The organism is Micromonospora sp. NPDC048909, assembly GCF_040649635.1.
GTDB lineage: Bacteria > Actinomycetota > Actinomycetes > Mycobacteriales > Micromonosporaceae > Micromonospora.
Genome location: NZ_JBEZFU010000005.1, coordinates 84,207 through 96,406, shown reverse-complemented (window position 1 = coordinate 96,406; position 12,200 = coordinate 84,207). Strand labels below are relative to the sequence as shown.

Below are 12,200 nucleotides of genomic sequence, written 5' to 3'. Positions count from 1 at the left end.
GTCAGACCCCGGCCACCTCGACGAGGACCGCGCCCGGCTGCGGCAGGTGCAGCTCCAGCACCGCGGCCGTGCCGTCCGCGACGACGTCCACCTTCTCCACCGTCAGCGAGTCGGCGGCGCGCAGCGCGTCCCACTGCTCCCCGACCGGCCACTCGGCGACGCCGAGCCGCTCGGCGAGCGTGGTGATGTCGCCGTGCTCGCGGTCGAGCCGGGTCACGGTCACCGTGCGGCCGGCGGCGCCGTCGACGGCGAGGCGGATCTGTCGGGCCAGTGCCGGGTCGCCGTCGCGCTTGGACTGGTCGAGCGTGGCGGCCCAGAGCAGGATGGCCAGGCTGCCGTCCGCCCGCCGGCTGGCCCAGGTCTGCACCAGCCCGTCGGCGCCGTCGCCGGTGGCCCGCACCGGCAGCTCGGTCTCGCCGAGCTGGCTGAGCATCCGCAGCGCGTGGTAGCGGGGCTTGGCGAGACCACCGACGGTGATCAGGCCGAAGCCGCCGTGCAGCAGCCGCGGCGGCCGGCCCAGCTCCTCGAAGTGGTCGCTGGCCACCCAGTAGGAGAGAGCGTCGACCCGGCCGGCGGCCGAGCGCATGCCGGTGAGCAGGAAGGTGGCCGCCGAGGTGCCGTCGTTGACCGGGTGGAAGTGGGTGGGGGTGACGCCCCACTCGGTCCAGAGGATCCGCGCGTCCGGGAAACCGAACCGGCGCAGGGTCGGGCGCAGGTCCAGCGGCGGGCTGCCGTAGGTGTGCGTGGAGACGAAGTCGACCGGCGCGCCGGAGCGGCGGGCGTGGGCGAGCAGCGCGTCGACCCACCCGGCGGCCGCGGAGGACGGCCCACCGACCGGGATCCGCGGGTCGACGTCCTTGACCGCCCGGGCGGTCACGTCGTACAGCCGCATCCACTCGTCGCGGGTGCCGGACCAGAACACCTCGAGGTTGGCCTCGTTCCACACCTCGAAGTCCCAGCCGAGCACCTCCTCGCCGTAGCGGTCGAGCAGGTGGCTGACCAGGGCGCGGACCAGCTCCGCCCAGCGGTCCCAGTCCTTCGGCGGGGAGATCACGCCCCGGTACTGGAAGACCGTCCGTTCCGGATCGCTGGCCAGGTCGCGCGGCATGAAGCCGATCTCGACGACCGGCCGCAGCCCGGTGGCGAGCAGCAGGTCGTAGACCCGGTCGACGCCGGAGAAGTCGATCATCGGCGCGCCGTCGACCTCGCGGTAGACGCCGAGGTCGTCGTGCAGGATCGCGTGCGCCCGGACCGTCTCGACCCCGATCTCGTCGCGTACCCGGCGCAGCGCGGCGAGCAGCTCGCCGCCGATCTCCCTGCCGCCGGAGAGGTCCGTGCAGAGCAGCTGGGAGAGCCGCTCACTACCGATCATCGGCTGCCACGGCCGGGGCAGCGGGGCACCGGCCGCGGCCGCGTCCACCGTCAGCTCGACGGTCGGCGTCACGCCGGTGGCGGGTCGGGACGCGCAGGTCACCGGCGCGGTGAGCGGGCCGGTGACGGTGACCTCGGGGACGGCGGCCACCGCGTACGCGTACGGCTGCCCCGGTTCGCCGGTGGTGTCGACGTACCAGGTGCCGGGGACGGAGAGAACGTCACCGCCGAGGTGGTCGACCGGGGTCAGCTCGGACGCCGGGGCGCCGTCGCGCAGCGGCGCGCGGTGCACCAGGTAGCCCACCGCGCCGGGCGCCGGGGACCAGGAGAGGCGCACGTGACCGACCCCGGCGAGCGCGGTCAGTCCGTCGGGCGGCGCGAGGTCGGGAGCGCCGTCCGTCGTGCCCTCCTCGTCGCTGCGCAGGGCGATCCGCGCCTCCCAGTCGGTGCGGGCGTCGGCCGGCTGGTGGTCGCTGGTGCTCGTCACCGGGGGTACCTCCTGGGGTGTCACGGGGTCCGGTCCGAGCACTGTAACCGGTTTCTGCGCCCATCGCGCCCCCGCGAACCGCACTTTTTCGGCTGCCCTGATCCGGTTCGGACCATCGGCTTCGCCCATCCCGCGGCCGGCCTCGACACCGAACTGATCGCTTCCGGACGTCGTTTGGAGCGCCCGGTCAGTCCGGCAGGCGGGGCATGTCCGGGCCGGCGTCCCGGCCGAGCAGCACCGCCCGGGTGAGCGCCGCCGTGCCGAAGCGGTCCCGGACCGCGTCGACGGCCGCGTCCAGGTCGGCGCCGGGGTCGCGGTCGAACGGCAGCGGCGGCTGGACCGGGGCGTCGTCCAGGTTGCCCACCGAGACGCCGAGCAACGTGACGCCCCGCCGCTCGATCTCCGGACCCGCCGTCCGCAGCAGGGCCCGGGCCGCGCCGAGCACCACGCCGGTGTCGTCCGTCGCCTTGCCGAGGGTGTGCGACCGGGTCGCCCGGGTGTAGTCGGCGAAGCGCAGCCGCAGCATCACCGTCCGGCCGCTGCGGTCCGCCGCCCGTAGCCGCCGGGTCACCCGGTCCACCAGCCCGGCGAGGATGGCGTCGAGCTCGGCCGGCGGGTGCGGGCCGCGGCCGAGCGCGTGCTGCGCGCCCATCGAGCCGCGCCGCCGACCCACCTGCACCGGCCGCGGATCGCGGTTGTGCGCCAGCGCGTGCAGGTGCCGACCCGCGCCCTTGCCGAGCATCGAGACCAGCGCCGCCTCGCCGAGCCGGGCCACCTCGCCGACGGTGCGGATCCGCCGCTCGCGCAGCTTCGCCGCCGTCACCGGGCCGACGCCCCAGAGCCGCTCCACCGGCAGTGGATGCAGGAAGGCCAGCTCGCCGTCGGGCGGGACGAGCAGCAGACCGTCCGGCTTGGCCACCCCGCTGGCGACCTTGGCCAGGAACTTCGTCCGGGCCACCCCTACCGTGATGGGCAGCCCGACCTGCTCGCGGACGGCACGGCGCAGCCGGGCGGCGATGTCGGCCGGTGGCCCGACCAGCCGGCGCAGGCCGCCCACGTCGAGGAACGCCTCGTCGACCGAGAGCCCCTCGACCAGTGGGGTGGTCTGCCGGAAGATCTCGAAGACCGCCCGGCTGGCCGCGGTGTAGGCCGACATCCGGGGCGGCACCACGATCGCCTCGGGGCAGAGTCGGCGCGCCTGGTGACCGCCCATCGCGCTGCGTACGCCGTGGGCCTTCGCCTCGTAGCTGGCGGCGAGCACCACTCCGCCGCCGACGATCACCGGGCGGCCACGCAGCCGTGGAAAGTCCCGCTGCTCGACCGAGGCGTAGAACGCGTCCAGGTCGGCGTGCAGGATGGTGGCCCCGGTCGACACGAACATATGTTCGCACGGCCGCGACGAAGTCGGCACTGACCTGCCCGAACGCGCCCACGCCGCAGTCGGTCAGCGCCCCGGCGGCCCGCCGGGCCCGGTGGCCCCTGGGTGAACGGGCCCGGTGGCCGACGTACTGCCGGTCAGGCGACCCGGGGTGCGGGCACGATCGGCAACACGGTGCGGTGCGCGGGCCCGGCGGTCTCACCGGGCGCGTCGGCGGCCCGGGTCGGCGGGATCGCGGCGCGGCGCACCACCGTCACCCGTGGGTCGGTCCGGTCCGGCGGCGTGGCGCCGGGCGGTGTGCCCGCCGCGCCGCCCCCGGCGATCTCGGTGAGCAGCGACAGCAGCCGCGGCAGGTCGCCGGTGGCCATCCGGAAGGATCCCCGGCACACGGTGCCGCTCCAGAGCGACAGCACCACGGCATCCCGGTCCGGGTGGTAGCTGACACGCATCGTCCGGTCCTCGCCCCGGCTGTCGGCGAACAGGTCACCGAAGCTGGGCATCGGTAGCACCTCTCCCATGGCAACCAGAATGCAACACTCCGGTCACTGGGCGGAAGGTCAGAGGTCGTTGAACGGCGACGCGTACGCGAACTCGCCCCGGATCGTCGGATCCCAGGCGCTGAGCGGGCGGGCCATGAAGTAGCGCGGCCCCCACTGCGGCACCGGCGGGGCGACGCCGTGCTCGACGGCGGGCCGGAACCCGAAGCGCGGGTAGTAGTCGGGGTGCCCGAGCAGCACCACCAGCGGCTCGTCCCGGGCGTCCGCCGCGGCGAGCACGGCGTGCATCAGCGCCGAGCCGACCCCACGGCGCTGCCACTGCGGCAGCACGCCCAGCGGCCCGAGACCCAGCGCGACCGGCCGTCCGGCCACCAGCCCCCGGGTGCAGACCACGTGCCCGACGACCTGACCGTCGGGGTCGACCGCCACCAGCGACAGCGCCGGCACCCAGCCGTCGTCGGCGCGGAGCGCGTCGACCAGCGGGGCCTCGACGGGGACGGCGTCCGGCGCGTCGGGGCTGGCGAAGGCGGCGGTGTGTACCGCCCGGATGGCGTCGGCGTCGGCGGCGGTCTCGCGTCTGATCAGCACCGGCTCACGATAGGGACGCCGCCGCACCGGCGCCTCCCCATTTTCTGCGGCGCGGACGCGGCTCAGCCGACCGCCGTCGGCGACGGTGGGGCGCTGCCGCCCTGGGGTGCCTCCCCGGCCATCAGTCGGACGATCTCCGCGCGGTCCGCCGGCGAGGGCAGTCCCCATTCGGGGCGGTAGCCGTACATCTCGTGCAGCGGGATCGTGCCGCCGCGGCCGTCCAGAATCTCCACCGCTGTCGTGTCGACCAGCCCGGGGTGCTCGACCCCGCACGCCTCGGCGACCCGCATCAGGTCGCGGCGCAGGGTCCGGACGTAGTGCGCCGCCCGCACCGACTTCAGCGCCGGGTCCAGGCCTCGGGCCAGCCAGGCGTTCTGGGTGGCGACGCCGGTGGGGCAGGTGTCGGTGTGGCACTTCTGCGCCTGGATGCAGCCGATCGAGAGCATCGCCTCCCGGCCCACGTTGACCATGTCGCAACCCAGCGCGAACGCCACCATCGCGTTGTCGGGCAGGCCGAGCTTGCCCGAGCCGACGAAGACCACCTGCTCGTGCAGGCCGTGCTCGGCGAAGACCCGGTAGATCCGGGGGAAGCCCTGCTGGAAGGGGAGCGAGACGGAGTCGGTGAAGATCAGTGGCGCGGCGCCCGTACCGCCTTCCCCGCCGTCGACGGTGACGAAGTCGACGCCGCGGCCGGTGTCCCGCATCAACCCGGCCAGATCCTGCCAGAACCCGAGGTCGCCGACCGCCGACTTGATGCCGACCGGCAGTCCGGTCTCGGCGGCGAGCAGCTCGGTCCAGTCCAGCAGGCTGTCGCAGTCGGTGAACTCCGCGTGCCGGGACGGGCTGACGCAGTCGCGCCCCGCCGGGATGCCCCGCGTCGCGGCGATCTCGGCGGAGACCTTCGCGGCGGGCAGCAGCCCGCCGAGGCTCGGCTTGGCCCCCTGGCTCAGCTTGATCTCCAACGCCCGCACCGGCGCGCCGGCAGTCAGCTCCTTGAGCCGGTCCAGGCTGAAGCGCCCCCGCTCGTCCCGGCAGCCGAAGTACGCCGTGCCGATCTGGAACACCAGCTCACCGCCGTTACGGTGGTACGGCGACAGCCCGCCCTCGCCGGTGTTCTGCATACAGCCGGCGAGCGCCGCGCCCCGGTTGAGCGCCTCGATGGCGTTGCCCGAGAGGGAGCCGAAGCTCATCCCGGAGATGTTCACCACCGACTGCGGGCGGAAGGCGCGGGCCCGGCCACGGGCCTCACCGAGCACCTTGGCGCTGGGCAGCCGCACCTCCTGCCCGGCGCCCGGCGCGGACGGCGGTACGGCCCGGCCGAAGGTGCGGTGCTTGATGATCGGATAGCCGGGGGTGTGCTCGATGTCGTTGTCGGTGCCGAAGCCGAAGTAGTTGTTCTGCTGCTTCGCCGAGGCGTACACCCAGCGGCGCTGGTCCCGAGTGAACGGTCGCTCCTCGTTGTTGCCGGCCACGATGTACTGCCGCAGCTCCGGCCCGATCGCCTCCAGCAGGTAGCGCGCCCGGCCGAGGACCGGGAAGTTGCGCAGCAGCGCGTGATCGCGCTGCACCAGGTCCCGCGCGGCGAGCGCCGCGACGGCGGCCGCGGCCAGGGGTACCGCTCGAAGTGCCCATTTCATCCCCGCACTCTTTCCGGGATCGGCGTGGGGCAAACAGGCACCGACCGGCGACCGCGGCGCCGGCGGCGTCCAGGTCGTCGCCGAGGGCGGGGCGTGGGTCAGCCCTGCGGCTGAGAGATGTTGACCATCCACGCGATGCCGAACGGGTCGGTGCACATCCCGAACTCATCGCCCCACATCTGCTTCTCCAGCGGCATCACCACCGCGCCGCTCTCGCTGAGCTGCGTCCAGTAGCCGCGCAGCTCGTCGGCGTCGTCGCCGCTGAGGCTGATGCTGATGTTGTTGCCCGGGCTGTGCTCCATCCCGGGCGGGAGGTCCGAGGCCATCAGCGTGAAGCCGCGTTCGGTCTCCAACTGGGCGTGCATGATCTGGTCGGCCAGCGCCGGGTCCTGCTCGCCGATCTCACCGAATGTGTTCAGTCGCAGGTCGCCACCGAAGACCCGGTGGTAGAACTCCATCGCCGCGCGGGCCTTGCCGGGGAAGTTGAGATACGGGTTGAGTCGAGAAGCCACAGCACCCTCCTTGGTCGTGACCTGCGTCATCGTCGCAGAGCAGCGGGGGTGGGGCAACGAACCGGGGGCGCGTTTCGGCGGGGGAGTCGTCGGGCGTCGACGCTTCCCCCGCCGGCTACGCCCACGGGTCAGCGGCGCTTGAAGGACTGCCGGACCACACCGCCGACGATCGCGCACCAGGTGCTGGTGGTGACCTTGCCGTTGCGGGGCAGGCCGTGCAGGGCCTGCAGGTCCTTGACGGCCTTCATGGTGACGTAGTCGTACTCGCCGGTGACGGTGACCTCGGCGTAGCCCTTGATGTTGAGGATGAACTGCACCGCGCTGACCGGGAGCCCGGTGGCGTCCTTGTCCAGCTCCGGCGCCAGGGTCTCCCAGGTCTGCGGGGTGAGCGTGGCGTCGACGTCCACCGGGAGGCCGTTGCGGTACTGCCAGTCCTGCACGGCGGCCACCGTCGCGGCGTCGAAGACGCTGTTGACCGGCACGGTGTAGCCGCGGTGCGCGAGCAGATACTGCACCACCTGCACGGCCGGGGAGCTGACGAAGCGCCACAGGTCCGGCCAGCGCCGGGCCGGCACGTCGGAGAGGTCGGTGTCGAGGGCCTGGAACACCCGGCGGCGCAGGGTCGGGAACTGCCGGTAGAAGGCGGCGCCCGGGCACTGCGTGTTGCGGAAGTCCCAGTGGCCGAAGATGTCGTGCGCGTGCAGACCGTACTGCTGGCAGATTGTGACGCAGAGCTTGACCAGCGAGTCCAGCAGCGCCTGCGGCGGGGTCTCGGTGACGTAGGTACCCTCGTTCTCGATCCCGATGGCCCGCCCGTTCTCACCGGGGCAGTGCGCCGAGATCATCTGGCGGTCGCCGGCCTGCAGCCGTTCCAGACTGCCTCGCCGGCCCTCCATGACGTAGCCGCCGCGGCTGACGGTGAAGTGCTGCCCGGTATCGGACCAGCCGTTGCCGTCCATGTGCAGGTCCTGGCAGTCGCGGGCCAGCTTGATGGCCTGCGCCTCGGAGTAGTCGGTGACGTTCGGGAAGGCCATGTGGTGCACGATGATCTTGTTGGTGGCGATGGCGCTGACCGACAGCGGGTCGGCCGGCGGGCGCGCCCCCCACTCGTCGCAGCTGTAGATCCAGTCCAGGTCCGCGCCCGGGTCCGCCTGAGCGGCGGCCGGGAAGGCGAGTTCGCTCCCGACGACCGCGACCGTCGCGGCGCCGAGGCCGGCCCGCAGCAGGGTACGGCGGTCCAGTTCGGAATGGTCGAGGTGCATGACATCTCCTCTGCGGCCAGGACGGCAGGGTGAAAAGTAGCTCCAGAGGCCGCGCGTGAGATGGAGGATATTGCCAAGACTCGTCACCGCGCTAGATGCCGGCCGGGTCACTCCTCGATCGCGCCACCAACGCGCCGCAGATGCCGGCGGAAGGTGTACGCCGGATCCCCGGCCCGCCGGAGCAGGTAGTCGTCGAAGGCCGTCTGCCGACGCAGCGTCTCGCCGGAGCGGATGCGGTCGGCCTGCTCCCGCTCGACCTGGCGGATGCCGACCGCGACCGTCAGCACCTCCTCGACGCGCTCGGCGGGCACGAAGAGCACCCCGTCGTCGTCACCGAACACCACGTCGTCGCGGCCCACCAGATGCCCACCCACCCGGGCGGTGGTCAACGCCTCCGGTTCCCGGTCGTCCACCCGCACCGGCCCGAGTGGACACCTGCCGTAGCTGAACACCGGCAGCCCGATCTCGGCCAGCTCCGCGCTGTCCCGGTGCAGCCCCCACACCACCAACCCGGCCACCCCGGCCGCGCCGGCCTCCAGCACCGCCAGGTCGCCCACGCAGGCCTCGTCCGAGCGACCGTCGTTGTCGACCACCAGCACGTCGCCCGGCGTGGCGTGGCCGAACGCCTCCAGGAACACGTCCACGCTGCCGTAGTGCCGCGCCGGCAGCACCCGCCCGGCGATCCGCTGACCCGGCACGACCGAGCCCACGCCGGGCGGCGCGGCGCGCAACGGCACCCCCAGGCGTACGCAGGCGTCCGCCACCAGCGGGGTGGTCAGATCGGCGAAACGCTCCAGCATGACGTCCTCCAGACCTCGACGCTCGAACGAGCGGGCCGCCATCGTAGGGACGCCGGGCGTGCGGACGGCCAGATCCAATCCCGCCGACCTGGACTGCCGGCCGGACAACCGGGTATGCCCGGCCCCGGGAATGCAGGATCGTCGGGGATCGGGGGGTGCCATGGGAGCCGTGGTGATCGGCGTGGTCATCGTGATCGCCGTCGTGGTGCTCGTGCTGGCGCTCAGCGTCCGGATGGTCCAGCAGTACCAGCGCGGCATCGTCTTCCGGTTCGGCCGGGTGCTCGAGCACGTCCGTCAGCCGGGCCTGCAGCTCATCGTCCCCGTCGCCGACCGGCTGGTGCGGGTCAGCATGCAGACCACGGTGATCGGGGTGCCCGCGCAGGGCGCCATCACCCGCGACAACGTGACGCTCACCGTCGACGCCGTCGTCTACTACCGGGTGGTCGACCCGGTCAAGGCACTGGTCAACGTGCACGACTACCCGTCGGCCGTGCTCCAGGTGGCACAGACCGCGCTGCGCTCGGTGATCGGCAAGGCCGACCTGGACACGTTGCTCGGCGACCGGGACCGGATCAACGCCGAGCTGAAGTCCGTCATCGACGCGCCGACGGAGAAGCCGTGGGGGCTGCTGATCGAGCGGGTCGAGGTCAAGGACGTCTCGCTGCCCGAGGGGATGAAGCGGTCCATGTCCCGGCAGGCCGAGGCCGAGCGGGAGCGGCGGGCCCGGGTCATCGCCGCGGACGGTGAGTTCCAGGCGTCGCGCCGGCTCGCGGACGCGTCTCGGGCGATGGCGGCGACCCCCGGGGCGTACCAGCTGCGGCTGCTCCAGACGGTGGTGGACGTGGCGGCCGAGAAGAACAGCACCCTGGTGATGCCGTTCCCGGTGGAGCTGCTGCGCTTCTTCGACCAGTTCGCGCGGCTGCCGGACGGCAGGCCGTCCGCCGGGATGGGCGCCGGGCCGGGCGACGAGCCGGGCGACGGGCAGTCCGCCGGGCCGGACCTCGGGCCACTCACCGAGGGTGTGGCGAGCGCCGCGGAGACCGACGGGCCGCGGCCGGCCGCGGCGTAGGCGACGCCTTCTATCGGGGCGCGACCGTCGGTGTCGCGTTTGAGATCCGGTGCGCGCCGGGTAGGTCGGGGCCGAAGACCCCGCTGCCCCGTGTGGAGGACCCCGAATGAGTGACAACGTCAGCGACGCGGTGGGCGACGCCCTCCGCTCGGTGATGCTCTTCCTGCCCAAGGCCGTCGCGTTCGTGGCGATCCTGGTGGTCGGATGGCTGATCGCCAAGGCCGCGCTGAAGCTGGTTGACAAGATCCTGGAGCGGGTGGGCTTCGACCGCGCCGTCGAGCGTGGCGGGATCCGCCGGGCGTTGAGCCGCTCCCGGTACGACGCCAGCGACATCGTCGCCAAACTCGTCTACTACGGGTTGCTGCTGGTCACCCTTCAGCTGGCCTTCGGCATCTGGGGGCCGAACCCGGTCTCGGACCTGATCGCCGGCGTGATCGCCTGGCTGCCCCGTGCCTTCGTCGCGATCGTCATCGTGGTGGTCGCCGCCGCGATCGCCAACGCCGTGCGGGACATCATCGCCGGCGCGCTCGGCGGCCTCTCGTACGGCCGGGTGCTGGCCACCATCGCGTACGTCTTCCTTCTCGGCCTGGGCGTCATCGCCGCGCTCAACCAGATCGGCGTGGCCACCGCGGTGACCACTCCGGTGCTGATCGCCGTGCTGGCCACCGTCGGCGGGATCCTGGTGGTCGGCGTCGGCGGCGGGCTGGTTCGGCCGATGCAGCGCCGGTGGGAGTCCTGGCTGACCCGGGCCGAGCAGGAGTCGCAGCTGATCGCGACGCACGCCCGCGCCTACCAGGCCAGCCGCCGCGACCGGGAGACCCCGCCCGCCCAGCCGGCCGCCGCGGACCCGGACGCCACCCAGGTGGTCGCCCAGGGCTCCGACCCGGAGAGCACCCAGGTGGTGACCCGGCCCGCCGAGGCGGACGCGACGCAGGTGGTCGCCCAGGGCTCCGACCCGGAGAGCACGCAGGTGGTCACCCGGCCCGCCGACGCGGACGCCACCCAGGTGGTCGCCCGGCCCGTCGAGCCGGCGGGCCCGCAGGTGAGCACGTCGGGCCTGCCCATCCAGCGCAGCGCCGAGGAGAGCGAGGCCACGATGGTCATCCCGCCCGTCGAGCCGGGGCCGGAGCGCCGCTGACACCCGCTGACGCAGCACCGCCGCGACGGGGTGGGACCACCGGTCCCACCCCGTCGCGCGTCTGTCCGGCGCGGGCCGCGACAATCCCTGGCCCGCCTGGGCCGTCGGCGACTAGCATCGCCGACATGACCTGGCGATGTTGATGCACCACTAGAGGCCGCCCCCGTGGGCCGCCGCGGACGCCGTACGTCCGGCGTCCGATTCGCTTCCACGGGAAGGCCTCATGACTCTCACCCGCACCCGCGCGCCCGAGCGCGGCGTCCGCCGGCTGGCGGCGACCCTCTACGGGTACTCGTTCCTCAGCGACCTCGTCCTGCTCTACCCGGTGTACGCGCTGCTCTTCGCCGACACCGGACTGTCGGTCTGGCAGATCTCGTCGCTCTTCGTGATCTGGTCGGCCAGCACCATCCTGCTGGAGGTGCCCTCCGGCGCCTGGGCGGACGCGGTCTCCCGGCGGCTGCTGCTCTGCCTCGCTCCCCTGGTCACCGCCGTCGGCTACGCCATCTGGGTGCTGCTGCCGTCGTACCCGGCGTTCGCCGTCGGCTTCCTGCTCTGGGGCGCCGGCGGGGCGCTCAGCTCCGGCGCGCTGGAGGCGTTGGTCTTCACCGAGCTCGACCGTCGGGGCGCGGCCGGCCGGTACGCCCGGGTCATGGGCCGGGCGACGACCGCCGGCGTGCTCGGTGCGCTCGCCTCGATCGTGCTGGCCGGCCCGGTGCTGGCGGCCGGCGACTATCCGGCGGTCGGCGCGGCCAGCGTGCTCGCCTGCCTGCTCGCCGCCGCCGTCGCGACCCGCTTCCCGGAACACCGCTCGCCCGGGCGGGCTGACGCGATTGACGACGACGGCGACGACGACCTCGGCTGGTGGGCGAGCCTGCGCGCCGGGGTGGCCGAGGCCCGCGCCGTTCCCCGGGTACGCGCGGCCGTGCTGCTGGTCGCGGCGGTGACCGCGGTCTGGGGCGCTCTCGACGAGTACGCCCCGCTGCTGGCCCGGGACACCGGCGTCGCCGCGCGGACGGTGCCGCTGCTGCTCCTGGTGGTCTGGGTCGGGGTGACCGTCGGTGGGCTGCTCGCCCCGCTGGGCGAGCGGCTCACCACCCGCGGGTACGCGGCGCTGCTCGGCCTCGCCGCGGTGACCCTGGCCGGCGGCGCGCTGGCCGACCACCCGGCCGGGTTCGCGCTGATCGGCGTGGCGTTCTGCGCCTTCCAGCTCGCCACCGTGCTCGCCGACGCCCGGTTGCAGGCGCGGATCGTCGGTCCGAGCCGGGCCACCGTGACGTCGCTGGCGGGGATGGCCACCGACGTCACCCTCATCGCCGTGTACGCCGGCTACGCCATCGTCGCGGCGGCCGCCGACAACGCGGTGGCCTTCGCGGTGGCCGCGGTGCCGTACCTGCTGGTGGCCGTGGGGCTGCTGGCCGTCCGCGTTCGGCGCGCCGGTGATGTCGGGGGAACTGGCTAGGG

At 73.6% G+C, this 12,200-nt stretch carries 11 protein-coding genes; 3 read left to right on the top strand and 8 right to left on the bottom strand.

Going from position 1 to position 12,200, the window contains the following annotated elements; all coding sequences use genetic code 11:
* Position 1: 1 nt before the first annotated feature.
* From AB0C04_RS15525 to AB0C04_RS15490, 8 genes are all read right to left on the bottom strand, one after another.
* Positions 2 to 1,858, bottom strand: a complete 1,857-nt coding sequence (locus AB0C04_RS15525) for a xylan 1,4-beta-xylosidase (protein ID WP_357054072.1) — start codon at positions 1,856 to 1,858, stop codon at positions 2 to 4.
* A 187-nt stretch (positions 1,859 to 2,045) separates the two neighbouring features.
* Complete coding sequence (gene dinB / locus AB0C04_RS15520; RefSeq protein ID WP_357054069.1) at positions 2,046 to 3,233, bottom strand: DNA polymerase IV; 1,188 nt, start codon at positions 3,231 to 3,233, stop codon at positions 2,046 to 2,048.
* A 140-nt stretch (positions 3,234 to 3,373) separates the two neighbouring features.
* A complete protein-coding gene (locus tag AB0C04_RS15515; RefSeq protein WP_357054066.1) occupies positions 3,374 to 3,736 on the bottom strand; it encodes a hypothetical protein in 363 nt (120 codons plus the stop codon).
* A 57-nt stretch (positions 3,737 to 3,793) separates the two neighbouring features.
* Positions 3,794 to 4,321, bottom strand: coding sequence for an N-acetyltransferase (locus tag AB0C04_RS15510; protein ID WP_357054063.1), 528 nt, complete (start codon positions 4,319 to 4,321; stop codon positions 3,794 to 3,796).
* Between the two features lie 62 nt (positions 4,322 to 4,383).
* Positions 4,384 to 5,958, bottom strand: coding sequence for an FMN-binding glutamate synthase family protein (locus AB0C04_RS15505; RefSeq protein ID WP_357054060.1), 1,575 nt, complete (start codon positions 5,956 to 5,958; stop codon positions 4,384 to 4,386).
* Positions 5,959 to 6,056: 98 nt separating this feature from the next.
* A complete protein-coding gene (locus AB0C04_RS15500; RefSeq protein WP_350874886.1) occupies positions 6,057 to 6,470 on the bottom strand; it encodes a VOC family protein in 414 nt (137 codons plus the stop codon).
* 128 nt (positions 6,471 to 6,598) lie between these two features.
* Positions 6,599 to 7,732, bottom strand: a complete 1,134-nt coding sequence (locus tag AB0C04_RS15495; RefSeq protein WP_357054057.1) for an N-acetylmuramoyl-L-alanine amidase — start codon at positions 7,730 to 7,732, stop codon at positions 6,599 to 6,601.
* Between the two features lie 107 nt (positions 7,733 to 7,839).
* Positions 7,840 to 8,532, bottom strand: a complete 693-nt coding sequence (locus AB0C04_RS15490) for an RraA family protein (protein WP_357054054.1) — start codon at positions 8,530 to 8,532, stop codon at positions 7,840 to 7,842.
* Between the two features lie 160 nt (positions 8,533 to 8,692).
* Between AB0C04_RS15490 and AB0C04_RS15485 the strand changes: the two genes are divergently transcribed.
* The 3 genes from AB0C04_RS15485 to AB0C04_RS15475 all read left to right on the top strand — a co-directional run bounded on the left by AB0C04_RS15485 (position 8,693) and on the right by AB0C04_RS15475 (position 12,198).
* On the top strand, positions 8,693 to 9,601 hold the full coding sequence (locus AB0C04_RS15485) for an SPFH domain-containing protein (RefSeq protein ID WP_357054051.1): 909 nt from the start codon (positions 8,693 to 8,695) through the stop codon (positions 9,599 to 9,601).
* A gap of 106 nt (positions 9,602 to 9,707) precedes the next feature.
* Positions 9,708 to 10,739, top strand: coding sequence for a hypothetical protein (locus AB0C04_RS15480; protein WP_357054048.1), 1,032 nt, complete (start codon positions 9,708 to 9,710; stop codon positions 10,737 to 10,739).
* A 223-nt stretch (positions 10,740 to 10,962) separates the two neighbouring features.
* On the top strand, positions 10,963 to 12,198 hold the full coding sequence (locus tag AB0C04_RS15475) for an MFS transporter (protein WP_357054045.1): 1,236 nt from the start codon (positions 10,963 to 10,965) through the stop codon (positions 12,196 to 12,198).
* Positions 12,199 to 12,200: the final 2 nt, after the last annotated feature.